Consider the following 26,761-nt stretch of genomic DNA (forward strand, 5'->3'; position numbering starts at 1 on the left):
AGCGCCTTCGCGACGAAACCGTTTGCGCACAATTTTTGGCGACACGGATTTGCCTGAAATTTGCGCAAAAGCTGCTATAAAAGTTGCTCAGCGTCATTTTGTTGCGCAAAATGCCCCTCGCTCTGGGAGTTCAAAGAAGACAAATACTGCCTTTAAAAGACAGAGGCCTTAGAGCCAGCGAGAGATAACTATTTGAAACGCCTAAAATTTAATTATCTGTTTATCGGTCTGGTTGCCGTGCTGTTAGCGTTAGCGCTGTGGCCATCCATTCCCTGGTATGGGGGTGGGCAGGACACGATTTCACAGATTAAATCACGGGGAGTGCTGCGCGTCAGCACCATCAATTCCCCCCTGACTTACTACACCGTCAATCAATCTCCGGCCGGTATGGATTATGAGCTGGCAAAACGTTTTGCTGATTATCTGGGCGTCAAGCTCAAGGTCACGGTGCGCCCTAACCTGAGCGATCTGTTCGATGACCTGGATGATGGCAAAGCCGATTTGCTGGCCGCTGGCCTGAATTACAACAGCGAACGCCTGACCCGTTATCAGACCGGGCCGGGTTACTACAACGTATCGCAGCAGCTGGTCTACCGCGTGGATAAGCCTCGCCCCAAAAACCTCGGTGACTTAAAGGGGCGGTTAACGGTCGCGTCCGGTTCGGCTTACCTCTCCACGCTGAAGAGTGCCCGTTCCAATCAGTTCCCCGATCTGGACTGGGCCATCTCCACTGACCAGAGCCCGAAAGCCCTGCTGGAAGCGGTGGCAGACGGCAAGCTCGACTACACCATTGGTGACTCCGTCACCATCGCCCTGCTGCAGCGTATCTACCCGCAGCTGGCGGTGGCGTTCGACGTGACTGATGAGGAGCCGGTCACCTGGTATGTGCGGCACAGCGACGATGACAGCCTGAATGCCGCGATGCTCGACTTCTTTAATGGCATGGGTGAAGAAGGCGCGATGGCGCGACTGGAGGAGAAGTATCTCGGCCACGTCGGCACCTTCGATTATGTCGATACCCGCACCTTCCTGCGCGCGATCGACAACACGCTGCCCGACATCAAGCCGCTGTTTGAGAAGTACGCCACCAGCATTGACTGGCGGCTGCTGGCGGCGATCTCCTATCAGGAGTCACACTGGAATCCTCAGGCCACCTCCCCTACCGGCGTGCGCGGCATGATGATGCTGACGCGCAATACCGCAGAGAGCCTGGATGTGGGCGACCGCACCGACCCTGAACAGAGCATTCGCGGTGGCAGTCAGTATCTGCAGGATATGATGTCGAAAGTGCCACAGACCATCCCGGAAGATGAGCGCATCTGGTTTGCGCTGGCCGCCTACAACATGGGCTACGCCCATATGCTGGATGTGCGGAAACTCACGGCCCGTCAGGGTGGCAATCCGGACAGCTGGGCAGATGTGAAGCTGCGGTTACCGATGCTGAGCCAGAAACGCTACTACGCCCAGACGACCTACGGCTATGCGCGCGGGCATGAGGCCTATAACTATGTGGAGAACATCCGCAAGTATCAGATCAGTCTGGTGGGCTATCTGCAGGAGCAGGAGAAGCGCCTGGCACGCCAGGCGGCGGAGGCAGCAGCCGAGGCCGAACTGGCCAAAGGCTATCCGGCGGTGGAACCGAAGATCGCCATGAACTAACTCTGGCGTTGCGCCTGACGCAACGCTTTTTTCTCTTCGCGCCGCATACGAAAGAAGTCGCTCAGCATCGCAGCACACTCCTCCGCCAGCACGCCGCTCGCTAACTCAACCTGATGGTTCATACCGGGGTGACCCAGCACATCCAGCAGCGAACCCGCCGCCCCGCTTTTCAGATCGTGCGCGCCATAGACCAGCCGGGTGATCCGGCTGTGCACCATCGCCCCGGCGCACATGACGCAGGGTTCCAGCGTCACATAGAGGGTGGTTTCCAGCAGACGGTAATTTTCCAGCACCTTGCCGCCCTGACGCAGAGCCATGATCTCCGCATGGGCGGTGGGATCGTGCTGGCCAATGGGCCGGTTCCAGCCTTCGCCGATCACCCGGTCATTCTGCACCAGCACCGCCCCCACCGGCACTTCGCCCTGCTCCCAGGCCCGGCGTGCCAGGCTGAGCGCATGGCGCATCCAGTATTCATCTTGTTGTTTCATGCAGACCACTCCGGGCGACAGAAAAGCGGCGCATTATAACGGGTGCCGAAACTTATTCCAGCTGTTGCAGCTCACCTGCCGGTGTCACGCGCCAGCGATGCTGGCAGAAAAACAGCAGCGGGTTATCCTGTTTGCTGTCGCTGTAGCCGCTGTAGAGCTGCAACGGCGTGCCGATTTTCTCTTCGAGCTGGGCGACTTTCTCATGGCCGAGGCAGCGCATGGCCAGCACCCGTCCCCCCCAGCCGCGCCGCATCTGACTGGCAATCAGCTTCACGCGCGGCAGAAAGGCGGAGTCATAGTAGACCTGCTCCACCAGCGACTGAGGCGATCCGGTGATCAGCCAGACGTCGGCATCATCACTGCCGAGGTAGTCGGTCAGGCGCTGCTGCACCACCGGAAAGGCGGTAACCCGCTGGCGAAACCACCGGGCAAACTCCGCCTCAAGACGCAGCAATGTCTGCTCTGAACGGCCAAAGGTAATCGACCAGAGCAGCAGGCTCATGGGCCAGCGGGCCGCCCGGCCTTTAAACAGCAGGCCGATCCCCACCACCGGCAGGAGGGGCACCACCAGCAACAGATTAAGTGGTCGCCGGCGCAGCAGATAGCGCATAAAGGTGCCGAACATGTCCTGCTGGTGCAAAGTGCCATCCAGGTCGAAAAATACGATGCGACGTTGTGTTCCCCTGGTCAAACAACTCTCCTTCGGGTCTGGTTCCGGAATCATAAAGAGTAGTGTAGCCATCATCAGGCGTAACGGCGATGAGTGTCATTTTTAATTCCGATGACTACAATGCCTGATGAATAGTTTATTCTTCTCCGATTATCCCCTGAATGATGAGGATTGGGCATGAGTTCATTGCTGCGCATTCGCCAGCTTTATCCACGTCTGGCACTGAACGAGCGTCGGCTGGCCGATTTTTTACTGTCGCAACCTGACAGGGCGCGTCATCTCAGCTCGCAGAAGCTGGCGGAGGAGTCCGGCGTCAGCCAGTCGAGCGTGGTGAAGTTTGCGCAGAAGCTGGGATACAAAGGATTTCCGGCGCTGAAGCTGGCGCTGAGTGAGTCACTGGCGGACAAGGATGCCATCACGGTGCATAACCATATTCTCAGCGACGACCCGCTCAAAATGGTGGGTGAAAAACTGCTGACCGAAAAGCTGTCGGCGATTCGCGCCACGCTGGATATCAACAGCGAAGAGAAGCTCAATGATGTGCTGCAGCTGCTGAAGAATGCCCGGCGTATTCTGCTGGTGGGGATTGGGGCGTCAGGTCTGGTGGCAAAAGACTTCTCCTGGAAGCTGATGAAGATCGGGATCAATGCCGTGGCGGAGCAGGATATGCACGCCCTGCTGGCCAGCGTGCAGGCGATGGGGCCGGGCGATGTGCTGCTCGCCATCTCCTATACCGGTGAACGGCGCGAGATCAATCTGGCCGCGCAGGAGGCCGCTGAGGTGGGTGCGGATGTGGTCGCCTTTACCGGCTTTACCCCGAATACGCTGCAGCAGAGCGCCAGTTACTGCCTCTATACGGTGGCGGAAGAGCAGAGTACCCGCAGCGCGGCGATCTCCTCAACGACGGCCCAGCTTGCGCTGACCGATCTGCTGTTTATGGCGCTGGTGCAAAACGATCCGGAACGCGCTTCCAGCCACATTCGCCACAGCGAGGCGCTGGTGAAAAAGCTGGTCTGATCAGCGGGAGCGCGTATAATACCCGCGCTTTTTCTGTTGTTATCAGGTGGGAAACATGGCGTTATTGATTACGTCCAGATGCATTAACTGCGATATGTGCGAACCGGAGTGCCCGAATCAGGCGATCTCACTGGGCGAGGCGATCTATGAGATAGATGTCAGCCGCTGCACCGAATGTGTCGGCCATTATGAGGCGCCAACCTGTCAGCAGGTCTGCCCTATCGATAACACTATCATCGTTAACCCACAGCACACCGAATCACGCGATGCGCTGTGGGAGAAGTTTGTGCTGCTGCACGGCTAGTTTTCGATAATCACCGTGGCGCAGGCGTAGTGACGTTCATCTGCCAGCGTCACGTGTACCCGGCTGACGCCCAGCTGCTGTGCCACTTCCGCCGCGTGCTGGAAGAAGCGTAATCCCGGTTTTCCCAGCGCATCGTTGTAAACTTCAAACTGATTAAACGCCAGGCCACCGCGAATGCCGGTGCCAAAGGCCTTAGCCGCCGCCTCTTTCACCGCAAATCGCTTGGCGAGAAAACGCACCGGCTGCTGATGGGCCTGATACTGCTGCCATTCGGCTTCGCTCAGCACCCGACGCGCCAGACGATCGCCGGAGCGCTCAATCACCCCGGCAATGCGTTCAATCTCAACGATGTCCGTGCCCAGTCCCAGAATAGCCATCAGCGACGGGCTTCACGCAGCAGCTGTTTCATCTCTCTGACCGCTTCCGGCAGGCCACTCATCACCGCACGACCGATAATCGCATGGCCGATATTCAGCTCATGCATCTCCGGCAGTGCCGCAATGGGCAGAACGTTGTGGTAGGTCAGGCCGTGACCGGCATTCACCTTCAGCCCCAGGCTGGCGGCAAAGGTCGCGGCATGGCGGATGCGGGCCAGCTCCGCCTCGCGCGCCAGCCCTTCCGGTGCTTCGGCGTAGGCGCCGGTGTGAATTTCGATATAGGGCGCGCCGCTGGCAACGGCGGCTTCGATCTGACGGTGGTCGGCATCAATAAACAGCGACACCAGAATGCCCGCATCACTCAGCAGTCGTACCGCCGCAGTGATCTTCTCCTGCTGCCCTGCCACATCCAGGCCGCCTTCAGTGGTGACTTCCTGACGCTTTTCCGGCACCAGGCAGCAGAAATGGGGCTGAATATCGCAGGCGATACCGATCATCTCATCGGTCACCGCCATCTCCAGATTCATACGGGTCTGGATGGTGTCGCGCAGAATACGCACGTCGCGGTCAGTGATGTGGCGGCGATCTTCCCGCAGATGCACCGTGATGCCATCTGCGCCCGCCTGCTCAGCAATAAACGCCGCCTGCACCGGATCGGGATAATTTGTCCCACGGGCATTTCGCACCGTGGCAATGTGATCGATATTGACGCCTAACAGCAACTCAGCCATGACTATCCTCACTTCTTTTCCATCGGGGTGTTGAGTGTACCGCGCCCAGGTCAGCAGGCGGTACGACCAGCGTTATTCATCTGTCTGTTCGGGCTTCTTCTTCGGGATAAACTGGCGAAACAGCTCCTGACTCTTCAGCGGCTTGCCGCCCAGATAGGGCTTCAGGGCGATGCGGGTAAAACGCTTCGCGGCGCGCAGGCTCTCCGCATCGGGGAAGTCGCGTTCATAGAGGGCACGCAGTTCGCGGCCGGTAAAGCTGCGCTGATTGAGCACCAGGCTGGCGTTAAAGCCACGCTCTTCGCGGTAGCTGTAGGTCATGTTATCCGTGATCGGCTCGCCGCTGCCCGCGCAGTGCAGGAAATCGACGCCATAGCCCAGGTGACCGAGCAGCGCCAGCTCAAAACGGCGCAGGGCCGGTTCGGGCTTGCCGTGCGTTGAGGCTAGCGCCTGCAGACAGTGAAGGTAGTCGAAGAAGAGTTCCTGGAAAGGCGATTCCTGCTGCAGCACGCGAGAAACCAGCTCATTCACATAGAGACCGCAGTAGAGGGTGATGCCGCTCAGCGGCAGTGCCAGCGACACCGCTTCGGCGTTGCGCAGAGTTTTGACTTCACCACGCCCGCTCCAGCGAACCAGCAGGGGGGTAAAAGGCTGTAACGCGCCCTTCAGCTGCGAGCGCCGGGAACGTGCGCCCTTGGCCAGAACCCGCACCCGCCCTTCATTTTCACTGAACAGGTCGAGCAGCAGGCTGGTTTCGCTGAAGGGGCGACTATGCAGCACAAAAGCGCGTTGCCAGCCTTCCATCAGATCAGAGATCGTCTGTATAACCCAGGCTGCGCAGAGCACGTTCGTCATCTGCCCAGCCGGATTTCACTTTCACCCACAGTTCGAGATGCACTTTCGCTTCGAACATCTCTTCCATATCCCTGCGCGCTTCGGTGCCGATGGTTTTGATTTTGGCTCCTTTGTTGCCAATCACCATCTTCTTCTGCCCTTCGCGCTCGACCAGAATCAGACCGTTAATGTCGTAACCGCCCCGCTCGTTGCTTACGAAGCGTTCAATCTCCACCGTGACGGAATAAGGCAGTTCAGCCCCCAGGAAGCGCATCAGTTTTTCACGGATGATTTCAGACGCCATAAAGCGCTGGGAGCGGTCAGTGATGTAATCTTCCGGGAAGTGATGATCGGCCTGCGGCAGATGCTTGCGGGTGATCGCCGCAATGGTATCGACGTTTTTGGCGCTTTCCGCAGAGATCGGCACGATGTCGAGGAAGTTCATCTGCTGGCTCAGGAACTGCAGATGCGGCAGCAGCACGCTCTTGTCCTGGATATTATCGACCTTATTGATCGCCAGGACGACCGGCACTTTGCCGTCACGCAGCTTGCCTAATACCATCTCATCGTCTGGCGTCCAGCGGGTGCCTTCCACCACGAAGATCACCAGCTCCACGTCGCCAATAGAGCTGCTGGCGGCGCGGTTCATCAGGCGGTTAATCGCGCGCTTCTCTTCCATGTGCAGACCGGGGGTATCGACGTAGATCGCCTGATATTCGCCCTCGGTGTGAATGCCCATGATGCGGTGGCGCGTGGTTTGCGGCTTACGCGAGGTGATCGACACCTTCTGCCCCAGCAGCTGGTTCAGTAAGGTGGATTTACCGACGTTAGGTCGGCCAACAATCGCGACAAAGCCGCAATAGGTAACGTTTTCGCTCATTCGAATCCTGAGTTATTCAGCGCCTGTTGCGGCGCCGAAAGAGTGCAATGTGTCTTGGCGCATCCGGCGTCCGCAGACGCCGGTATGCCGGAGTGCTATTCGAGGCCCAGCTTGATCAGCGCCTGCTCAGCGGCAGCCTGCTCAGCTTTACGACGGCTGGAGCCGACGCCGACAACCGGCTCGGCCATGCCACTCACCTGACAGTGAATGGTGAATTCCTGGTCGTGGGCTTCGCCACGCACCTGCACCACCAGATAGCTGGGCAGCGGCAGGTGTCGTCCCTGCAGATACTCCTGCAGGCGGGTTTTGGGATCTTTCTGCTTATCGCCCGGACTGATCTCATCAAGGCGTGTCCGGTACCAGTCGAGGATCAGCTGCTCTACCCGTTCGATACTGCTGTCGAGGAAGATGCCGCCAATCAGCGCTTCGACCGTATCGGCCAGAATCGATTCGCGGCGGAAGCCGCCGCTTTTCAGCTCGCCCGGCCCTAAGCGCAGGCATTCACCGAGGTCAAATTCGCGCGCCATTTCAGCCAGCGTATTGCCGCGCACCAGCGTGGCGCGCATGCGGCTCATGTCACCTTCATCAACCCGCGGGAAGCGATGATAAAGGGCATTCGCAATCACATAGCTAAGAATAGAATCGCCAAGAAATTCCAGGCGTTCGTTGTGCTTACTGCTGGCGCTGCGGTGTGTCAGGGCCTGCTGTAACAGTTCCGAATGAGTAAAAGTGTAGCCCAGTTTGCGCTGAAGCTTATTAATCAGGATGGGGTTCATGCGATTCCAGTTCTTTGTTGCGTCTGTGACTCTGCATACCAAACGGGGCTGGCTTTCCAGCACGTTCCGTTTGGTGTGCAGTGGCCTCCCAAAGGAGGCCACCCGTTTTGCCTGTTAATCAGACAATTTTATCAGTGAATACCGCCGATACGACTGAATCGTACGCCGGTTGGCCACTGGCCTTCCTGTTTCTCAAAGCTCATCCAGATAGCGACCGCTTTACCGACCAGGTTACGCTCCGGGACAAAGCCCCAGTAGCGGCTGTCGGCGCTGTTATCACGGTTGTCGCCCATCATGAAGTATTGCCCTTTCGGCACCACCCAGGTCGCCTGCGGCTGGCCCGGCTGCTGATAATACATGCCTGCCTGACTCTGCGCTTCGTTTACCAGCAGAATGTCATGCGTTACGCTTCCGATGGTCTCTTTACGGGTGCCCAGGCGCAGTCCGCCGCGCAGGGTATCGCCCTGCGGCACCTGATAAAAACCGTTGCCGGTTTCGTTGCCATCAAAGCCGCTGAAGGTCTGGATAAACTTGCTTGGCTCAACGCTGGTGTAGGTCACCGGCAGCGCAGAGTCACAGGCTTTGCCCTCATCGCAGGCCGGTTTCACCGTCAGCGTCTTACTGTAAGGATCATAGATGACTTTATCGCCCGGCAGGCCGATCACGCGCTTAATGTAATCCAGGCTCGGATCTTTCGGGTATTTAAAGACCGCGATATCGCCGCGCTTCGGCTGACCGGTTGGGATCAGCGTGGTCTGGGTGATCGGGTCTTTAATCCCGTAAGCAAACTTCTCCACCAGGATAAAGTCACCGATCAGCAGGGTTGGCATCATCGAGCCAGACGGGATCTGGAACGGTTCGTAGATAAACGAACGCACGATGAACACCACGGCCAGCACCGGGAAAACAGAGGCGGTGGTTTCCACCCAGCCAGGCTGTGAGGAGACCTTCGCCAGCGTTTTGCTGTCGAGTGCGTTGCCGGTCTGCGCCTGCGCCGCGGCCTGCTTTGCACGGCGCTCCGGCGCCCATTTGAAACGATCAATTACCCAGACGATGCCAGTAATCAGCGTCGCTATCGCCAGAACCAGGGCGAACATATTAGCCATTGGAAATCCTTATTTGCTGTCCTTACCGACATGCAGAATGGCGAGGAACGCTTCCTGTGGCAGCTCAACGTTGCCAACCTGCTTCATTCGCTTCTTACCATCTTTCTGCTTCTGCAACAGTTTCTTCTTACGGCTGACGTCACCGCCATAACATTTGGCGAGAACGTTTTTACGTAGCTGTTTAACCGTTGAACGTGCGATGATGTGGTTACCAATGGCGGCCTGAATCGCAATATCAAACTGCTGACGCGGGATGAGATCTTTCATCTTCTCAACCAGTTCGCGGCCGCGATAAGGGGCGTTGTCGCGGTGTGTGATCAGCGCCAGCGCATCCACACGCTCAGAGTTAATCAGAACGTCAACGCGCACCATGTCAGAGGTCTGGAAACGCTTAAAGTTGTAATCCAGCGAGGCATAACCGCGCGAGGTCGACTTCAGACGGTCGAAGAAGTCGAGCACCACTTCTGCCATCGGAATTTCGTAGGTCAGCGCGACCTGGTTGCCGTGGTAAACCATGTTGGTCTGCACGCCACGCTTCTCAATACAGAGCGTAATGACGTTGCCCAGATACTCCTGCGGCAGCAGCATGTGACATTCCGCAATCGGTTCACGCAGCTCTTCAATGTTGTTCAGCGGCGGCAGCTTAGAGGGGCTGTCGACATAGACGGTATCACCACTTGTGGTCACGACTTCATACACAACCGTCGGCGCGGTGGTGATCAGGTCGAGATCGTATTCACGCTCCAGACGCTCCTGAATGATCTCCATATGCAGCAGACCCAGGAAGCCACAGCGGAAACCAAAGCCCAGCGCCGTTGAGCTTTCTGGCTCATAGAACAGCGAGGCGTCGTTCAGGCTGAGCTTGCCGAGCGCGTCACGGAAGGCTTCATAGTCATCGGAGCTGATCGGGAACAGACCGGCGTAAACCTGCGGCTTCACTTTTTTGAAGCCAGGCAGTGCTTTGTCAGCCGGGTTGCGGGCGGTGGTCAGGGTATCGCCCACCGGCGCGCCGAGGATATCTTTGATGGCGCAGACCAGCCAGCCCACTTCACCGCAGTTCAGTTCGGTACGGTCGACCTGTTTCGGGGTAAAGATACCCAGACGGTCCGCATTGTAGGTCTGGCCGGTGCTCAGGACTTTAATCTTGTCGCCTTTGCGCATGGTGCCGTTTTTCACACGCACCAGTGAGACCACGCCCAGGTAGTTATCAAACCAGGAGTCGATAATCAGTGCCTGCAGTGGCGCTTCCGGATCGCCTTCCGGCGGCGGAATATCGCGCACTAAACGTTCCAGCACGTCAGGCACGCCAACGCCGGTTTTGGCAGAACAGCGCACCGCATCGGCGGCATCAATGCCGACGATATCTTCGATCTCCTGCGCCGCGCGCTCAGGGTCGGCAGCCGGCAGGTCGATTTTGTTCAGAACCGGCACTACTTCCAGATCCATCTCAATCGCGGTGTAGCAGTTCGCCAGTGTCTGCGCTTCAACACCCTGACCGGCATCCACCACCAGCAGTGCCCCTTCACAGGCAGCCAGTGAGCGGGACACTTCATAGGAGAAGTCTACGTGGCCCGGGGTATCGATGAAATTGAGCTGGTAAGTTTCGCCGTCTTTCGCATGGTAGTCGAGTGTGACGCTCTGTGCTTTGATGGTGATGCCACGCTCACGCTCCAGATCCATAGAGTCAAGAACCTGCGCAGCCATTTCACGGTCTGTGAGGCCACCGCAGATCTGAATAAGGCGGTCAGAGAGCGTGGATTTACCATGGTCGATATGAGCGATGATGGAGAAATTTCTTATGTGCTTCATTTATAGGGATATCTTCGCTTAAAATTCAGTTGAAAACCTGAGCACAGACACATTCAGGAAGATCGCTCTTTACCCACAATCCTGTCAGCCTCATTAATGACGACGCATATTACACTGTTAACGCCGCGCATAAAAGAATGGAACGAGGTGGAAGCGAAACAGATATCTGCGCAGGGCAGAACGGACAAAGGCCGCGGAGTGCGCGGCCTGGACGTGCGTTACGCTTCGCTTTCGATACGCAGCGCATCGGGAGGTAACGCGATGTTGAGGATCACCGGCTGAAAGGCTTCGCGATCGCCAAATTTCAGTGAAACGCCTTTGGCGATAATAAAGCCGCCAACGCCGCCCAGCAGCGCACCGCAGGCCGCCGCCAGATCGCTGCTGAACAGCGACTGAAACAGGCCTGCCACCAGAAAGAGGCCCAGCAGCGGCGTCATGTAGACCAGCAGCGCCGAACCGAGCAGGCTGCTCTCTCTGATGCCCAGTTCGATCCGCTGCCCCGGCTGCAGTGGCTCGCTGCTGGCGATCTGCATCACGTGCGCATTTTTCGGGCCGAGTTTATTCAGCATATGACTGCCACAGCCTTTGCGCGCCTGGCAGCTGTTGCAGGAAGTTTTTGCTTCAGTGTGCAGCGTGGCGATGCCATCCTGCCATGCCACCACGGTGGCCCATTCTCTCATCATTTCTGTGATCCCAGGTCGATGCTGTCCGCAATACGTTTAGCGGTTGAAGGCGGTATCTCGCCAATCACCGCAATCTCGTAATTATTGCGCACAACAGTCTGAACCGTACGACGCCCAGTGCGCAATGTCTGGGTAAGGCTGGTTTTGTCCGCCGGCGTCACGTTGATCGCAAAACTGAACAGGCCGTCGCTGTAGAGCTTCGATTCCATATTTTTGTTCAGCGCCGGCAGCGAACGGCGATTCTGCGACACCAGTGACATCCCGGCCGGGATCCAGCCTGGCTGCCAGGTGAGCGTGACCGCATCCCCTTTCGGCACCGATAGCGACGGCGGTAGATTGGCTTTCTCCAGCCCCTGCATCAGGTTACGCACCCCCTCATCCACCGCAAAACTGATCACGCGGAACTGCTCCAGCGTTTCACCATCACGGTCAAGCAGGTCAATGCGCAGCGGCAGTTTGGTGTCGACATCCAGCCAGACCACATAGCTGTAACGGGTACCATCCCGTGAAACGATACGCAGCACATCACACATCTGATCGGCAATGCGCGAGCGTCCCACGGTAATAAAATCGTAGGCGCTGGCCAGCTTGCTGAAGTCAGCAAAAATCACAGACGGCAGGGCGTCAATGATGTGATTGCCGGGAAGCGAAAAGGGATCGAGGCCAGGTTCGAAGTAACTGATATCGTTGCCGCGCTGGATCACTTCCCGACGCGGCCCGTCCATCTGCAGCAGCTGAGCGAATATCCGGTTATCGATCACAGCATGTCGATAGCGCAGCGATTCGATGCCGATGCGGGAGACGTTGATATAGGCGAATTCGTAGTTGAGGTTCTGGCTTGCCTGCTCCATCTGCTGCAATAGCGCCCCGGACGCCGAAGTTTGCGCCGGGGCGACAGATGACCACAACAGGCTGCCTGCCAGCAGGCTAACAGCATACCAATGCGGCTTCATTACTGCTGCTGCTGTCCTAAAGATTGGTTTCCGGGAACATCCACCTGTGCCTGTTTAGGGGCATCGGTTTCGAATTGCAGCTGATCAGCGTGCAGACGACGCTGCAGTTCATAATCCTGCAGCATCGCATTGACGCGACGGCGCTGATCCTGAACCTGCTGATTAGCGCTGTTGGTGTCAAACGCATCAGACGGCACGCCCAGGCTGACCGGCGACGCTTTACCCATCATCGGCAGCGTATTGAACACCGGCGAGTCAGAGGTCTGTGTCGCGCTGCCCTCAGGCTGATTGTAGTGCTGAACACCCACGATGACGGCCAGTGACACACAGGCCGCCACACCCACCTGAGTCAGCTGGGCTGCCCACGGACGTGCTTTTTTCCAGAACGGCATTTTTTCCCAGCGGGAAGGTTCTGGCTGAGCTTCAGGGATCAGCGTTGTGACAGAACGCAGCGGTTCTTTTTCGATAGCAGCAGCGACGCGCGCAGAGATATCGAAATGCAGGTGCTCACTCACGTCACCGCGCATGGTATCGCGGATGAGGTGATAGCTTGCCCAGCTTTTCTGCAGTTCTGCGTCCTTCGATAAGGCGGAAAACAGCTCGTTATCTAAGGTCTCACCATCCATTAAAGCGGAAAGTTTTTCTTTCTGCATGCCTATGTACCCTTCCAGTAGCCGTTATCACTGACGTTGGATAAGCGGTTGAACTTTGTTATCAATAGCCTCTCGCGCACGAAAGATACGTGATCGAACAGTGCCTACCGGGCAATCCATAATGACGGCGATCTCTTCATAGCTCAGGCCGTCCAGTTCCCTGAGGGTGATTGCCATACGCAAGTCCTCGGGTAGCGCCTCGATGGTACGAAAGACAATTTGTTTCAATTCGTCAGACAACATTAAGTTCTCAGGGTTCGAAATTTCTTTTAATGCACCCGCACTTTCGAAATTTTCTGCGTCAATCGCATCCACATCGCTGGATGGCGGACGACGCCCCTGAGCAACCAGGTAATTTTTCGCTGTATTGACCGCAATGCGGTACAGCCAGGTATAAAAGGCGCTATCGCCACGGAATGAATCCAGTGCGCGATACGCTTTGATAAATGATTCCTGTACGACATCAGGCACATCGCCCGAAGGTACATAGCGTGAAACCAGGCTCGCCACTTTGTGCTGGTAACGAATCACCAGTAAGTTGAAAGCTTTTTGATCTCCCTTCTGAACCCGCTCGACAAGAACCTGATCCGTTAACTGCTCGCTCATCCGAGGTAATGTCTCCCCAAACTTTTCTTACGCATAAAGTAACTGCCAGCACATCTCATTGGTTCTGAGCAAGCATGCGCTTAGAGTTGTGATGTGGTGCGAAGTTCACTTCCCGACCTGATATTTGCCGCTCCGGAATTGATTACACAGGTTGTTCGTTTTCGTTCAGTGTAAGGAGCGCAAATCGCAGGCAGAGTAACCTATGACAACAGCTTTTTCATCATTAAATCCTCCGCCGATAATAAGTTTGGTATAGAAAACAGAGCTCAAATTGTACTGTTTATAACTTAATGATTATCGGTAATTTTTCTGAATTCACACCGTGAATCTGCGAACTTTTGTTTAAAATACTTCACAGCGACCGGCTCAGGGCTTATGCTCAGGGCAATCTTTGTTTAGTAAATTAAACACCATGACAAATGCGAATCCGGATTATCAGTGTGATGTATTGATTGTGGGCAGCGGTGCGGCGGGCCTCTCTTTAGCGCTACGCCTGGCGAAACAGTATCAGGTCACGGTGCTCAGCAAAGCGCAGGTTAATGAAGGCTCTACGCTTTATGCTCAGGGCGGCATTGCAGCGGTGTTCGATGAGACCGACAGTATTGAAGCGCATATAGAAGATACGCTGATTGCCGGCGCCGGACTGTGCGACCGGGAGGCGGTCTCGTTTATCGCCAGTAATGCGCGGCACTGCGTGCAGTGGCTGATCGACAATGGCGTTGCCTTTGATCTCGATCCGCAGGCCTCAGGCGAGATGCGCTATCACCTGACGCGCGAAGGCGGACACAGCCATCGCCGTATTCTGCACAGTGCCGATGCCACCGGTCATGCGGTTGAAACCACGCTGGTAAGCCAGGCGCTCAGCCATCCCAACATCCGCATTCTGGAACGCACTAACGCGGTCGATCTGATTCTCTCCGATAAAATCGGCCTGCCTGGCCCGCGCCGGGTGGTGGGTGCCTGGATCTGGAACCGTAACCGCGAGCAGGTGGAAACCTGTCAGGCGCGGGCGGTGGTGCTGGCGACCGGCGGCGCCGCCAAAGTGTATCAGTACACCACGAATCCTGATGTCGCCTCCGGTGACGGGATTGCGATGGCCTGGCGTGCGGGCTGCCGGGTCGCCAACCTCGAATTTAATCAGTTTCATCCCACCTGCCTGTTTCATCCCCAGGCGCAGAACTTCCTGCTGACTGAAGCCCTGCGCGGAGAAGGCGCCTGGCTGGTGCGTCCCGATGGCAGCCGTTTCATGCCCGATTTTGATGAGCGCGCCGAACTGGCTCCGCGCGATATCGTCGCACGTGCCATCGATCATGAGATGAAGCGGCTGGGCGTAGACTGCATGTATCTGGATATCAGCCACCAGCCGGAAGAGTTTGTGCGCGCCCACTTCCCGATGATTTATGAAAAGCTGCTGACCTTTGGCTTCGACCTGACCCGGGAACCGATCCCGATCGTGCCTGCCGCCCACTATACCTGCGGCGGCGTGATGGTGGATCAGCATGGGCAGAGTGACGTCAGCGGCCTGTATGCCATCGGTGAGGTGAGCTACACCGGCCTGCACGGTGCGAACCGCATGGCCTCCAACTCACTGCTGGAGTGCCTGGTCTATGGCTGGTCAGCCGCCGAAGCGCTGATCCAGAGCCTGCCTGGCATAGAGGCTGTGACCACCCTGCCCGCCTGGGATGAGAGCCAGGTCGATGATGCCGATGAGCGCGTCGTCATCCAGCATAACTGGCATGAGCTGCGGCTCTTCATGTGGGATTATGTCGGCATTGTGCGTACGACCCGACGACTGGAGCGGGCTTTACGCCGCATTACCCTGCTTCAGCAGGAGATCGATGAATATTACCGTCACTTCCGCCTCTCCAATCATCTCCTAGAGCTGCGGAATCTGGTTCAGGTGGCAGAGCTGATGGTGCGCTGTGCGCTGGAGCGAAAAGAGAGTCGCGGCCTGCACTATATTCGCGACTACCCGAACCTGCTGCCTGAGGCGCGACCGACAATTCTGACGCCGCCCGGCTACATAAAGAGATAGAACGCCCGTGTCAGGCTGCACCACTCATCCGAATAGTGGGTGTCTGCCGCGCGGATAGTGAGCCGCTCCAGCAGGGTTTCGCCAGGCTGCGGCGAGAAGCCCAGCACAACCCGGTGCGGCGGACGATGGGCATACTCCGCCACATCCAGGCGCGAACGCAGATGCCAGCCATCCGCCTCTGCCAGCGCGATAAAATCCTGGCCGATGGCGGCAGGCAGCACCACGCAGAACATCCCCTCCTCCTCAATCAGTAACGCCGCGCTGCGCAGTAACGTCTGATGGTCGAGCGAGGCTGTGGCGCGGGCGCTGTCCCGCGCTGGCGTAGAACAGGCCACGCCAGGCGCAAAATAAGGCGGATTGCTGACGATGAGGGAGTAACGCGCGGCAGACTCCTCTGCCCAGCGGGCGATGTCGTGCTGATGCACCCGGATTCGCTCAGGCCACGGCGACTGCTGCACATTCTCCTGCGCCTGCTGCGCGGCCTCTGGCTCTAATTCAACCGCATCGACCAGCACCTGCGACGGTGTACGCTGCGCCAGCATCAGGGCAATCAGCCCGCTGCCGCTGCCGATATCCAGAATGCGCCTGACCCCGGCCACCGGTGCCCAGGCCCCGAGCAGAATGGCATCGGTTCCTACTTTCATCGCACAGCGATCGTGCGCGACAAAAAATTGTTTAAAGGTAAAACCGTTCTTGTTTAACTGTGGCCGTTCACGCGGCTTATCCTGCATCATTCTTCACTACCATCGTTTTTTTCCTGCCGTCCGGCAGCGCATGAGTGTAACGTGGCAACAGAGGGAATTCACGCGGCAGACAACCCCAGGCGCAGCGGAAACGGATTAACAGATGAAGATTCAGTCTGATCTGTCTATAATCAGCGCCCCAAACTGAGGTAGACCATGACAGTAACCACATTTTCCGAACTCGAACTCGACGAAAGCCTGCTACAAGCGTTGCAGGAAAAAGGCTTCACGCGTCCAACAGTGATTCAGGCTGCTGCAATTCCGCCCGCGCTGGAGGGCCGCGACGTTCTGGGTTCGGCACCTACCGGGACCGGGAAAACCGCCGCCTATCTGTTACCGGCGCTGCAGCACCTGCTTGATTTTCCGCGCAAGAAATCTGGCCCGCCACGCATCCTGATTGTGACCCCGACCCGCGAACTGGCGATGCAGGTCGCCGAACATGCGCGTGAACTGGCGAAACATACCCATCTGGATATCGCGACCATCACGGGCGGCGTGGCCTACATGAACCACGCCGAAGTGTTCAGCGAAAACCAGGATATCGTGGTCGCGACCACCGGCCGCCTGCTGCAGTATATTAAAGAAGAGAACTTCGACTGCCGCGCCGTGGAAACGCTGGTGCTGGATGAAGCGGACCGTATGCTGGATATGGGCTTCGCCCAGGATATCGAAACCATCGCGGCAGAAACGCGCTGGCGCAAACAGACCCTGCTCTTCTCCGCCACGCTGGAAGGCGACAACATCCGCGATTTCGCCGAACGTCTGCTGAACGATCCGGTTGAGCTGGAAGCGGATCCGAGCCGTCGCGAGCGCAAAAAGATCCAGCAGTGGTACTACCGCGCTGACGATCTTGAGCACAAAACCAAACTACTGATCCATCTACTGAAGCAGCCGGAAGTGACACGCAGCATCGTGTTCGTGCGCAAGCGTGAGCGTCTGCATGAGCTGGTGAGCTGGCTGCACGAAGCGGGGATTCGCACCAGCTATCTGGAAGGCGAAATGGTGCAGGCGAAGCGTAACGAAGCGATCAAACGTCTGAGTGAAGGACGGGTGAACGTGCTGGTTGCCACCGACGTTGCGGCGCGCGGCATCGACGTTGAAGATGTCAGCCACGTCTTCAACTATGACATGACGCGCACCGCCGATACCTATCTGCACCGTATTGGCCGTACCGGTCGCGCCGGTCGTAAAGGCATCGCCATCTCGCTGGTCGAAGCGCACGATTACGTCCTGCTGGGTAAAATCACCCGCTACGTTAATGAGCCGATTAAAGCGCGCGTCATTGACGAGCTGCGTCCGGTGACCCGCGCTCCAAGTGCAAAAACCACCGGCAAACCGTCGAAAAAGGTGCTGGCTAAGCGCGCAGAGAAGAAAGCGAGCGAAACTGAAAAACCCCGCGTGAAAAAACGCCATCGTGACGCCAAAAATATTGGCAAACGCCGTAAGGCAAGCGGCACCGCGGCCGCTAACGAGAATGCGGAATAAAACAGCGCTTAAACAAAAAAATCGCCTCTGATGAGGCGATTTTTTTTAGCTGACAGCTGTTAACAGCCTTTTCACACCATTTTACCTGCCTGATCGCGTTGCTGGCGATACTCACTGACCGGCTCGCTGCACATGACTCTCTATCTTGCTGATAGTGCTGATAAAATATGCTGTGTGCGCTTTGCGTTTATTTTCAGCGTCCGATCACTCAGGCCACTTAAAGACTTTCGGTAAAAGTACGGGCAATCACGTCACGCTGCTGTTCAGGGGTCAGTGAGTTGAAGCGCACGGCATAGCCCGACACGCGGATGGTCAGCTGCGGGTAGTTTTCCGGGTGCTTCACCGCATCTTCCAGCGTTTCACGACGCAGCACGTTGACGTTCAGATGCTGACCGCCTTCAACACGCACCTGCGGTTTGATTTCTACCGGAACTTCACGATAAGCAAATTCGCCCAGCTCGCTGATAGCCACAACCTGGTCTTCTTCATAACCCCCGGCGGCACACAGGCAACGCGCCTGGGCTTTCTCTTCGTCCAGCAGCCAGAAGGAGTTCAGCAGGTTGGCATGGTTGGATTGAGTGATCTGGATTCCTGTGATCATCTTTGCATCTCCCGAATAATAGGTGGATAAATCAAATTTAAGGCTCCGGTATACCACCCATCCTTTCGACCGGCCTTGACCTGCATCAATCTTCACCCGGCGCTCTGTGGCCATTCAGGCTAACCCGTTGATCTGAAAATGCATTACTACTTAACTTTATTTGTATTTTTCAAATTTATTTTACCTTCAGCTGGGCGGCAGGAACGGCTAAGCTTACGGCACTAACGGAAAGGGAGTTGAACATGGCTGAAAAGCTGACCTGGCACGACGTGCTGGCTGAAGAGAAACAGAAACCCTATTTTGTCGAGACGCTGAAGCTGGTCGCCGATGAACGCGCTGCGGGGGTCACCGTCTATCCGCCGCAGAAAGATGTCTTTAATGCCTTTCGCCTGACGGAACTGGGCGACGTCAATGTCGTCATCCTCGGCCAGGACCCCTATCATGGCCCTCACCAGGCTCATGGCCTGGCCTTCTCTGTGCTGCCAGGCGTTCAGGTGCCGCCATCCCTGCAAAATATCTATAAAGAGTTGCAGCAGGATATTCCGGGCTTTGAGAAACCCAGTCACGGCTTCCTGGAGAGCTGGGCAAAACAGGGGGTGATGCTGCTGAACACCGTTTTAACGGTTGAGGCGGGCAAAGCACACTCCCATGCGCGATTCGGCTGGGAGACGTTTACCGATAATGTGATTGCAGCGATCAATCAGCATCGTGAAGGGGTCATTTTTCTGCTGTGGGGATCGCATGCCCAGAAGAAAGGCAGCATCATCGATCGCCAGCGCCATCATGTGTTGCAGGCGCCGCACCCTTCGCCGCTCTCTGCGCATCGCGGCTTTTTCGGCAGCCACCATTTCTCAAAAACCAACGAACTGCTCAGCGCGGCCGGTAAAAAACCGGTGGACTGGAAGCCGGTATTACCGGACTGACGCCAGAATGCACACGGCCGCGTCAGTGCGCGGCCGTGTAGCGGGATTCCGGTGCTGAATCAGCCTTTGGCTTTGGCAACGGCAACCATCGCCGGACGCAGCAGGCGACCATTCAGCGTATAACCACGCTGCATCACCAGCATGACATGGTTAGGCTCGAACTCTTCAGACTCCATCATCGACATCGCCTGATGCACTTCCGGGTTAAACGGCACACCGGTTTCGCCGACCACTTCAACACCGAATTTACGCACGGCACCCAGCAGACCTTTCAGAGTCAGTTCAACCCCTTCGATCATAGGCGCCAGCTGTGAATCTTCTTTGTTCGCCACTTCCAGCGCGCGCTCAAGGCTGTCGATAACCGGCAGCAGTTCGTTGGCAAATTTCTCCAGCGCAAATTTGTGCGCCTTCTCAACGTCCATTTCCGCACGACGACGAATGTTTTCGACTTCAGCCTGCGCACGCAGCTGAGCATCACGCACGCCGGTCTGCGACTGCGCTAATTCAGCTTCGAGCTGAGCGATACGCTCATCACGCGGATCCACCTCTGCCGCTGTCTCCGCTTCCTGAGGTTGCTGCTGATCCTGCTGAATTTCGTCTGAGACTTGCTCGTTTGGGGTGTTCTGTTCTTTACTACTCATGAATTTCTCCGCGTTTTGCACATTCATTTCGCTGGTTGGCTTATTATGGGGATTGAAATAGCGGTTTCAAGGGAACCTGTCACATTGCCTTGCCGTTTTGGCTTATAAGGAACACCGACCAGATGAACAAACACTTTAACTGCATTGGTATTGTGGGTCATCCACGCCATCCCACCGCGCTAACCACGCATGAGATGCTCTGGCGCTGGCTGACAGCCAAAGGTTATCAAGTGATCGTCGAGCAACAGATTGCGCAGGAGCTGTCGCTTCACGATGTGCAGACCGGCACGCTGGCGGAGATTGGTCAGCAGGCCGATCTAGCGGTCGTAGTAGGCGGTGATGGCAACATGCTGGGTGCCGCGCGGGTGCTGGCCCGTTACGATATCAAGGTGATTGGCATTAACCGCGGTAACCTCGGTTTTCTTACCGACCTTGACCCCGACAATGCGCAGCAGCAGCTGGATGAAGTGCTACAGGGCAACTATTTTGTCGAGAGCCGCTTTCTGCTGGAAGCGCAGGTGTGCAAATCGGCCTGTTCGCCGCGCATCGGCACCGCCATCAACGAGGTGGTACTCCATCCCGGCAAAGTCGCGCACATGATCGAATTTGAGGTTTACATCGATGAGGTGTTCGCCTTTTCGCAGCGCTCAGACGGACTGATTATCTCCACCCCTACCGGCTCGACCGCCTACTCGCTCTCTGCGGGGGGCCCGATTCTGACACCGTCACTGGAAGCGATCGTGCTGGTGCCGATGTTCCCGCATACGCTCTCGGCGCGGCCGCTGGTCATCAACAGCAGCAGCACCATCCGCCTGCGCTTTTCGTCCCGCCGCAGCGACCTGGAAATCAGCTGCGACAGTCAGATCGCCCTGCCGATACAGGAAGGCGAGGATGTCCTGATCCGGCGCAGCAATCATCACCTCAACCTGATTCACCCTAAAAACTACAGCTATTTCAACACGCTGAGCTCTAAGCTGGGCTGGTCAAAAAAATTGTTCTGAAAAGAGGTGTAGCCTCTTTACTGGATAAAAAACCAGTTTATACTGTATGAAAAACCATATGTGTTTATTCGTACAGGTGAACCTATGCTGGCCCAACTGACCATCAGTAATTTCGCTATCGTCCGTGAGCTCGACATTGATTTCCACCGCGGCATGACAGCCATCACGGGTGAAACCGGTGCCGGTAAGTCCATCGCGATTGATGCGCTGGGATTATGTCTTGGCGGTCGTGCTGACGCCGACATGGTGCGTCAGGGAGCCAGCCGGGCTGACCTGTGTGCCCGCTTCCAGCTTAAGGCCTCCCCTTCAGCCCAGCGCTGGCTGCTGGATAATCAGCTGGATGATGGCAACGAGTGTCTGCTGCGCCGGGTGATCAGCGCCGATGGCCGTTCGCGCGGCTTTATCAACGGCACCGCGGTCCCGCTCTCTCAGCTGCGCGATCTTGGTCAGCTGCTGATTCAGATCCACGGTCAGCATGCCCATCAGCTTCTGCTTAAATCCGATCACCAGAAACATCTGCTGGATGCCTATGCCGGCCATGATGATCTGCTGCAGCGCATGCGTGCCAGCTATCAGACCTGGCATCAGAGCTGCCGCACCCTGGCGCTGCATCAGCAGCAGGCGCAGGAGCGCGAAGCGCGTCGCGAACTGTTGCAGTATCAGCTCAAAGAGCTGAACGACTTCGCTCCGCAGCCGGGTGAATATGAGCAGATCGACGAAGAGTATAAGCGTCTGGCGAACAGCGGCCAGCTGCTGTCAACCAGCCAGCAGGCGCTGCAGATGCTCTCCGACAGTGATGACACCAATCTTAACAGCCTGCTCTACAGCGCCCGTGAGCTGATTTCTGAGCTGACCTCGCTGGATGAGAAGCTGAACGGCGTGCATAACCTGCTGGAAGAGGCGGCTATCCAGCTGAGCGAAGCGAGCGATGAGCTGCGTCACTACTGTGACAGCCTCGATCTGGACCCTAATCGCCTGTACGAACTGGAAAAACGGATTTCGCGCCAGATTGCCCTGGCGCGTAAGCATCACGTCACGCCAGAAGCGCTGCCTGAACTGCATCGGCAACTGCTGGATGAAGCGGAGCTGCTGTCACAGCACGAAAGCGATCAGGAGAGCCTGCAATCGCTGGTCGGTGAACACTATCAGGCGGCCCTTAAGAGCGCCGAAGAGCTTCATCAGCAGCGCAGCCACTTTGCAGACGAGCTGCAGCAGCTGATTACCCAGAGCATGCATCTGCTCTCGATGCCGCACGGCCAGTTTAAAATCGCCCTGACCTTTAACCCGGATCAGCTGACGGCTGACGGCGCAAGCCGCGTCGACTTCCAGGTCACCACTAACCCTGGTCAGCCGCTCCAGCCGCTGGGTAAAGTGGCGTCAGGCGGTGAGCTGTCACGTATCGCACTGGCGATTCAGGTGATCACCGCGAAGAAAATGGAAACGCCGGCAATGATTTTTGATGAGGTTGATGTCGGCATCAGCGGCCCGACCGCAGCCGTCGTAGGTAAACTGCTGCGTCAGCTGGGTGAATCGACGCAGGTTATGTGTGTTACGCACCTGCCGCAGGTGGCCGGTTGCGGTCATCAGCACTTCTTCGTGAGCAAAGAGACCGACGGCGCAATGACTGAAACGCACATGCAGCCGCTGGACAAGCGGGCGCGCCTGCAGGAACTGGCACGACTGCTGGGCGGCAGCGAGGTCACCCGCAACACCCTGGCGAATGCAAAAGAACTTTTAGCCGCATAGCAGCGCACTTTTTTAACCTGACGGGGTCATATGCTTGCTCTGCAGAGGTTTCCAACAGCGAAAAGGTTTATTATCATCGGCACTTATGTCGCCAGAGTAATAAAGCCTGCCGCAGGCAGAGTTCAGATTTTGATGGCAATAAAATCGCCTGTTGAGGCGTTTGGCCCCGGAAAAGGAATGTATAGATGCGCTGTAAAACGCTGACTGCCGCGGCAGTGGTAATGTTGATGATGACCGCCGGATGTTCCACTTTAGAGCGCGTGGTCTACCGTCCTGATATCAACCAGGGCAACTATCTGGTTGCCAACGATGTGGCCAAGATCCATACCGGTATGACACAGCAGCAGGTGGCTTACACCCTCGGCACGCCGATGATGAAAGACCCGTTTGGCAGCAACGTCTGGTATTACATCTTCCGTCAGGAACCCGGCCATGAGCGCGTCAAACAGCAGACGCTGACCCTGACCTTTGATGGCAACGGTGTGCTGACCAACATCGACAATAAGCCGAATCTCTCTCAGAACAGCGATTAATCACACGGCAGAGAGTCTGAAAAACAGGCAGCAAAAAGGCGCACCGAGCGCCTTTTTTTATGTCCGTTATCTGCAAAGCCAGACAGAACTTATTTTTTGCTCACCGCAGCCCGCTCTGCACGCTGGCGACGAAGCTCTTTAGGATCGGCAATCAGCGGACGATAAACCTCGATACGATCGCCCTCATTCACCTCATCATCCAGCTTCACCGGCCGACTGTAGACGCCGACCTTGTTGCTGGCGAGATCAATTTCGCGACGCAGCTCCAGTAATCCTGATTTTACGATGGCCTGTTCTACCGTGCTGCTCTGCTCCACTTTGACGTAGAGCTGATACTGCTTTTCAGGCAACGCATAGACCACCTCAACGGCGATATCAGGCACTGTAGACCTCTTTGGCACGCTGGGTGAAAGCCTGGACCATGCTGTTGGCAAGCTCTTTGAAGATGCGTCCAAAGGCCATCTCGACCAGCATATTGGTGAATTCAAACTCCAGGCTTAATTCGACTTTGCAGGCGTCATCGCCCAGCGAGACGAACTTCCATCCACCGGTCAGCTTACGGAACGGGCCGTCAACCAGCTGCATATGGATGCTCTGGTTATCCGTCAGGGTGTTACGGGTGGTAAAGGTTTTGCTGATACCCGCTTTCGAGACATCCACAGACGCCGTCATCTGATTCTCTGACGCATCCAGCACGCGGCTTCCGGTGCAACCCGGCAGGAATTGCGGATAGGCATCCACATCATTTACAAGTTTGTACATCTGCCCGGCACTAAACGGGACCAGTGCCGAACGACTAATCTGAGCCATAATGGTTCCTGTTCATCAAGAAACCGCTGAATAATAGCATTTTCAGCGATCAAACAAAAATGTCCCTGGTAAAGGGTGTGCTAGAATATCCCGTTTCCTGCTGCCCCGCTGGACTGGGGATGCGATAACCGACTAAGTGATGTAAAATACGCCTCATTATGACAAAGAAAAAAGCACACAAACCCGGTTCGGCCACTGTTGCCATGAACAAACGCGCCCGCCACGAATACTTCATCGAAGAGGAGTATGAAGCGGGATTATCGTTACAGGGATGGGAAGTTAAATCACTTCGTGCCGGTAAAGCCAACATCAGCGACAGCTATATTCTGCTGCGCGATGGCGAAGCGTTCCTGTTCGGTTCAACCTTTCAACCCTTAGCGGTTGCGTCCAGCCATGTGGTCTGTGACCCGACCCGTAACCGTAAGCTCCTGCTGAAGCAACGTGAACTCGACTCCCTCTATGGGCGCGTTAACCGCGAAGGTTACACCCTTGTGGCGCTGTCGCTTTACTGGAAAAACGCCTGGTGCAAACTGAAGATTGGTGTGGCACGCGGTAAGAAAGAGCACGACAAGCGCGATGACATCAAAGATCGTGAATGGAAATTAGACAAAGCCCGTATCATGAAGAATTCAGCTCGCTAAGCACTGGATTTTATGCTGTTTAATTGCTAATATTTGAAGTTCTGGGGCTGATTCTGGATTCGACGGGATTGTGAAGCCTTAGGAGCATGCCGAGGGGCGGTTTGCCTCGTAAAAAGCCGCAAAAAAATAGTCGCAAACGACGAAAACTACGCTTTAGCAGCTTAATAACCTGCTCTGAGCCCTCTCTCCCTAGCTTCCGCTCTTAAGACGGGGATCAAGAGAGGTCAAACCCAAAAGAGATCGCGTGGAGGCCCTGCCTGGGGTTGAAGCGTTAAATCCAATCAGGCTAGTCTGTCAGTGGCGTGTCTGTTCGCAGCTGACCGGCGAATGTAAAAACTGACTAAGCATGTAGTGCCGACGGTGTAGTAATTTCGGACGCGGGTTCAACTCCCGCCAGCTCCACCACATTATGTACCGGATACGTCCGGGTAAGTCCTGAAAGCCCGCTTGGAACCAGCCTCGCGGGCTTTTTTACGTCTGTAGTAGTCCGTAGAGATCCAGCCAAATCCAGTAACAATTGGTATACGTATTGGTATACGGTAAGATATATGCCAATAACGTATACCAATTCACGCAGGAAAGCCCCGCATGGCAAGGACTACGCGCCCTCTCACCAACACCGAAGTTCTTCGTTCCAAAGCTATTGATAAAGATCTGACGCTGCATGATGGCGACGGGCTTTTTATGGTGGTGAAAACTACAGGAAAGAAGCTTTGGCGTTTCCGCTATCAAAGACCAGCGACTAAGCAGCGCACCATGATGGGCCTCGGTGCTTTCCCTGCCCTATCGCTGGCAGATGCCAGACGCCTGCGCGCTGATTACCTCTCCTTACTCGCTAACGGCATTGACCCACAGACGCAGGCCGAACAGGTCACAGAACAGCAACAGATCGCATTAGACAGCATTTTCTCAACCGTGGCCGCTAACTGGTTTAGTTTGAAACAGGCCAGTGTTACGGCGGATTACGCTAAGGATATCTGGCGTTCTCTTGAGAAAGATGTTTTCCCTGCTCTTGGTGAGATAACGGTGCAGGAGATTAAAGCCCGTAAGCTGGTTGAAGCCTTGGAGCCGATTAAGGCTAGAGGCGCTCTTGAAACCGTTCGCCGTCTGGTACAGCGCATTAACGAGATTATGATCTATGCGGTTAATACCGGGCTGATTGATGCTAATCCTGCTTCTGGGATTGGTATGGCGTTTGAGAAGCCGAAAAAAATGAATATGCCGACGTTGCGTCCTGAGGAATTGCCAAAGCTAATGCGTTCGCTAGTGATGTCGAATTTGTCTGTTTCGACTCGTTGTTTGATAGAGTGGCAGCTGCTAACGCTTGTACGTCCTTCTGAAGCATCTGGTGCTAAATGGCTAGAGATAGATTTCAACGCTAAGCTATGGACCATTCCAGCAGTACGGATGAAAGCTAAACGTGAGCATATAGTTCCTTTATCTCCCCAAGCATTAGATATCCTTGAGCTGATGAAGCCTATTAGTGCGCATCGTGAACATATTTTTCCAAGCCGAAATGATCCCAAGCAGCCAATGAATAGTCAGACAGCAAATGCTGCATTGAAACGTATAGGTTATGGAGGGAAATTGGTTGCGCATGGGCTTCGTTCAATTGCCAGCACAGCTTTAAATGAAGCTGGTTTCAACTCAGATGTCATTGAGGCAGCCTTAGCTCATAGTGATAAAAATGAAGTTCGCAGAGCATATAATCGCTCTACTTATTTACAACAAAGACATGAGTTGATGAATTGGTGGGGCTTAAAAGTTTACCCTACCAATTCATTTTAAATTGGAGCAAATTACTTTTTGCTGGGGTATGTTTTAAATATACCTCGTAATATATCAAAATGCTGCTCACCCAAGGATGTAAACTCTGTAATCATCTCCATCAGAGTATCTCGCCCGATCAAAAACAAGTAAACCCCTTGATCTTTTGATATTTCTTTAACCATATTTAATTGACTATCATTGAAATTTTCACAAAAAATCAAAGCGACGTCCGAATTTAATTTCTTCGCTTCATTAAGAGAAGCATCGATATGATTTTTGCTCAATTTCC

At 55.7% G+C, this 26,761-nt stretch carries 29 protein-coding genes, 1 other RNA gene and 1 pseudogene; 12 read left to right on the top strand and 19 right to left on the bottom strand.

The genetic code is table 11. The features are described 5' to 3' along the window. The first annotated feature begins 192 nt into the window (after window positions 1–192). Window positions 193–1,659, top strand: coding sequence for a membrane-bound lytic murein transglycosylase MltF (mltF, locus tag FJW00_RS03755; protein ID WP_009088682.1), 1,467 nt, complete (start codon window positions 193–195; stop codon window positions 1,657–1,659). Here the strand turns inward: mltF and tadA are convergent. Next, window positions 1,656–2,147: a tRNA adenosine(34) deaminase TadA gene (gene tadA, locus FJW00_RS03760; RefSeq protein ID WP_009088680.1), complete on the bottom strand. Its 492-nt coding sequence runs from the start codon at window positions 2,145–2,147 to the stop codon at window positions 1,656–1,658. The genes mltF and tadA overlap by 4 nt on opposite strands. Window positions 2,148–2,199: 52 nt before the next feature. Beyond that, window positions 2,200–2,838, bottom strand: coding sequence for a phosphatidylglycerophosphatase C (gene yfhb / locus FJW00_RS03765; RefSeq protein WP_009088677.1), 639 nt, complete (start codon window positions 2,836–2,838; stop codon window positions 2,200–2,202). Between the two features lie 156 nt (window positions 2,839–2,994). Here yfhb and FJW00_RS03770 point away from each other — a divergent pair, with 156 nt between their 5' ends. Further along, entirely contained in the window at window positions 2,995–3,834 is an 840-nt protein-coding gene (locus FJW00_RS03770; protein WP_009088675.1) for a MurR/RpiR family transcriptional regulator, read from the top strand. A gap of 55 nt (window positions 3,835–3,889) precedes the next feature. Then, a complete protein-coding gene (locus FJW00_RS03775) occupies window positions 3,890–4,138 on the top strand; it encodes a YfhL family 4Fe-4S dicluster ferredoxin (protein ID WP_009088672.1) in 249 nt (82 codons plus the stop codon). Here FJW00_RS03775 and acpS read toward each other — a convergent pair. From acpS to rpoE, 11 genes are all read right to left on the bottom strand, one after another. Next, a complete protein-coding gene (gene acpS, locus FJW00_RS03780; RefSeq protein WP_009088670.1) occupies window positions 4,135–4,515 on the bottom strand; it encodes a holo-ACP synthase in 381 nt (126 codons plus the stop codon). The two genes, FJW00_RS03775 and acpS, sit on opposite strands and share 4 nt — an antisense overlap. Next, window positions 4,515–5,246 carry a pyridoxine 5'-phosphate synthase gene (gene pdxJ, locus FJW00_RS03785; protein ID WP_009088667.1) on the bottom strand — a complete coding sequence of 244 codons (732 nt, stop codon included), beginning with the start codon at window positions 5,244–5,246 and terminating at the stop codon, window positions 4,515–4,517. Before pdxJ ends, acpS begins: the two co-directional genes overlap by 1 nt. A 72-nt stretch (window positions 5,247–5,318) precedes the next feature. Further along, the gene (recO, locus tag FJW00_RS03790; RefSeq protein WP_140923095.1) at window positions 5,319–6,047 is read right to left on the bottom strand and encodes a DNA repair protein RecO; all 729 of its coding nucleotides are present in this window, start codon (window positions 6,045–6,047) and stop codon (window positions 5,319–5,321) included. Window positions 6,048–6,051: 4 nt separating this feature from the next. Next, a complete protein-coding gene (era, locus tag FJW00_RS03795; protein WP_140923087.1) occupies window positions 6,052–6,957 on the bottom strand; it encodes a GTPase Era in 906 nt (301 codons plus the stop codon). A gap of 95 nt (window positions 6,958–7,052) precedes the next feature. Further along, window positions 7,053–7,733 carry a ribonuclease III gene (gene rnc / locus FJW00_RS03800; protein ID WP_009088661.1) on the bottom strand — a complete coding sequence of 227 codons (681 nt, stop codon included), beginning with the start codon at window positions 7,731–7,733 and terminating at the stop codon, window positions 7,053–7,055. 131 nt (window positions 7,734–7,864) lie between these two features. Then, complete coding sequence (lepB, locus tag FJW00_RS03805; RefSeq protein ID WP_009088659.1) at window positions 7,865–8,839, bottom strand: signal peptidase I; 975 nt, start codon at window positions 8,837–8,839, stop codon at window positions 7,865–7,867. Between the two features lie 9 nt (window positions 8,840–8,848). Continuing rightward, entirely contained in the window at window positions 8,849–10,648 is a 1,800-nt protein-coding gene (gene lepA, locus FJW00_RS03810; RefSeq protein WP_009088658.1) for a translation elongation factor 4, read from the bottom strand. A gap of 218 nt (window positions 10,649–10,866) precedes the next feature. Continuing rightward, on the bottom strand, window positions 10,867–11,331 hold the full coding sequence (gene rseC / locus FJW00_RS03815; RefSeq protein ID WP_140923088.1) for a SoxR-reducing system protein RseC: 465 nt from the start codon (window positions 11,329–11,331) through the stop codon (window positions 10,867–10,869). Then, window positions 11,328–12,284, bottom strand: a complete 957-nt coding sequence (rseB, locus tag FJW00_RS03820; protein WP_046102383.1) for a sigma-E factor regulatory protein RseB — start codon at window positions 12,282–12,284, stop codon at window positions 11,328–11,330. Before rseB ends, rseC begins: the two co-directional genes overlap by 4 nt. After that, window positions 12,284–12,937, bottom strand: a complete 654-nt coding sequence (rseA, locus tag FJW00_RS03825; RefSeq protein ID WP_140923089.1) for an anti-sigma-E factor RseA — start codon at window positions 12,935–12,937, stop codon at window positions 12,284–12,286. Before rseA ends, rseB begins: the two co-directional genes overlap by 1 nt. Before the next feature lie 27 nt (window positions 12,938–12,964). After that, window positions 12,965–13,543, bottom strand: coding sequence for an RNA polymerase sigma factor RpoE (rpoE, locus tag FJW00_RS03830; protein ID WP_009088652.1), 579 nt, complete (start codon window positions 13,541–13,543; stop codon window positions 12,965–12,967). Between the two features lie 412 nt (window positions 13,544–13,955). Between rpoE and nadB the strand changes: the two genes are divergently transcribed. Next, the gene (gene nadB, locus FJW00_RS03835) at window positions 13,956–15,578 is read left to right on the top strand and encodes an L-aspartate oxidase (RefSeq protein ID WP_046102384.1); all 1,623 of its coding nucleotides are present in this window, start codon (window positions 13,956–13,958) and stop codon (window positions 15,576–15,578) included. On the opposite strand, the gene trmN is transcribed toward nadB, so the two are convergent. Then, the gene (trmN, locus tag FJW00_RS03840; RefSeq protein WP_140923090.1) at window positions 15,563–16,312 is read right to left on the bottom strand and encodes a tRNA(1)(Val) (adenine(37)-N(6))-methyltransferase TrmN; all 750 of its coding nucleotides are present in this window, start codon (window positions 16,310–16,312) and stop codon (window positions 15,563–15,565) included. The genes nadB and trmN overlap by 16 nt on opposite strands. Window positions 16,313–16,477: 165 nt before the next feature. Here trmN and srmB point away from each other — a divergent pair, with 165 nt between their 5' ends. Then, a complete protein-coding gene (gene srmB, locus FJW00_RS03845; protein ID WP_046102386.1) occupies window positions 16,478–17,806 on the top strand; it encodes an ATP-dependent RNA helicase SrmB in 1,329 nt (442 codons plus the stop codon). Between the two features lie 217 nt (window positions 17,807–18,023). On the opposite strand, the gene grcA is transcribed toward srmB, so the two are convergent. Continuing rightward, a complete protein-coding gene (gene grcA / locus FJW00_RS03850; protein ID WP_009088643.1) occupies window positions 18,024–18,407 on the bottom strand; it encodes an autonomous glycyl radical cofactor GrcA in 384 nt (127 codons plus the stop codon). Window positions 18,408–18,649: 242 nt separating this feature from the next. On the opposite strand from grcA, the gene ung reads away from it, so the two are divergent. Then, window positions 18,650–19,330 (top strand): uracil-DNA glycosylase, encoded by a 681-nt coding sequence (gene ung / locus FJW00_RS03855; protein ID WP_046102387.1) that lies wholly within the window; start codon window positions 18,650–18,652, stop codon window positions 19,328–19,330. Window positions 19,331–19,389: 59 nt separating this feature from the next. Here the strand turns inward: ung and grpE are convergent, their stop codons facing one another. Further along, on the bottom strand, window positions 19,390–19,971 hold the full coding sequence (gene grpE / locus FJW00_RS03860; protein ID WP_009088632.1) for a nucleotide exchange factor GrpE: 582 nt from the start codon (window positions 19,969–19,971) through the stop codon (window positions 19,390–19,392). 122 nt (window positions 19,972–20,093) lie between these two features. On the opposite strand from grpE, the gene nadK reads away from it, so the two are divergent. From nadK to bamE, 3 genes are all read left to right on the top strand, one after another. After that, window positions 20,094–20,972, top strand: a complete 879-nt coding sequence (gene nadK, locus FJW00_RS03865; RefSeq protein ID WP_009088631.1) for an NAD(+) kinase — start codon at window positions 20,094–20,096, stop codon at window positions 20,970–20,972. Window positions 20,973–21,056: 84 nt separating this feature from the next. Continuing rightward, window positions 21,057–22,718 (top strand): DNA repair protein RecN, encoded by a 1,662-nt coding sequence (recN, locus tag FJW00_RS03870; protein ID WP_140923091.1) that lies wholly within the window; start codon window positions 21,057–21,059, stop codon window positions 22,716–22,718. 185 nt (window positions 22,719–22,903) lie between these two features. Beyond that, window positions 22,904–23,251, top strand: coding sequence for an outer membrane protein assembly factor BamE (gene bamE / locus FJW00_RS03875; RefSeq protein ID WP_009088629.1), 348 nt, complete (start codon window positions 22,904–22,906; stop codon window positions 23,249–23,251). A gap of 89 nt (window positions 23,252–23,340) precedes the next feature. Here the strand turns inward: bamE and FJW00_RS03880 are convergent, their stop codons facing one another. Next, the gene (locus FJW00_RS03880) at window positions 23,341–23,634 is read right to left on the bottom strand and encodes an RnfH family protein (protein ID WP_140923092.1); all 294 of its coding nucleotides are present in this window, start codon (window positions 23,632–23,634) and stop codon (window positions 23,341–23,343) included. Continuing rightward, complete coding sequence (locus tag FJW00_RS03885) at window positions 23,627–24,061, bottom strand: type II toxin-antitoxin system RatA family toxin (protein ID WP_009088627.1); 435 nt, start codon at window positions 24,059–24,061, stop codon at window positions 23,627–23,629. The genes FJW00_RS03880 and FJW00_RS03885 overlap by 8 nt, the downstream gene beginning before the upstream one ends. A 158-nt stretch (window positions 24,062–24,219) precedes the next feature. Between FJW00_RS03885 and smpB the strand changes: the two genes are divergently transcribed. The 3 genes from smpB (at window position 24,220) to FJW00_RS03900 (ending at window position 26,490) form a co-directional block, all read left to right on the top strand. Further along, entirely contained in the window at window positions 24,220–24,702 is a 483-nt protein-coding gene (gene smpB / locus FJW00_RS03890) for an SsrA-binding protein SmpB (RefSeq protein WP_009088626.1), read from the top strand. Between the two features lie 43 nt (window positions 24,703–24,745). Beyond that, window positions 24,746–25,107: a transfer-messenger RNA gene (ssrA, locus tag FJW00_RS03895) on the top strand. Window positions 25,108–25,290: 183 nt separating this feature from the next. Then, the gene (locus FJW00_RS03900) at window positions 25,291–26,490 is read left to right on the top strand and encodes an integrase domain-containing protein (protein ID WP_140923093.1); all 1,200 of its coding nucleotides are present in this window, start codon (window positions 25,291–25,293) and stop codon (window positions 26,488–26,490) included. Window positions 26,491–26,501: 11 nt separating this feature from the next. Here the strand turns inward: FJW00_RS03900 and FJW00_RS22440 are convergent. Next, window positions 26,502–26,761 (bottom strand): annotated as a pseudogene (locus FJW00_RS22440) (hypothetical protein); the annotation flags it as partial.

It is taken from the genome of Pantoea anthophila (assembly GCF_006494375.1).
Lineage (GTDB): Bacteria > Pseudomonadota > Gammaproteobacteria > Enterobacterales > Enterobacteriaceae > Pantoea > Pantoea anthophila.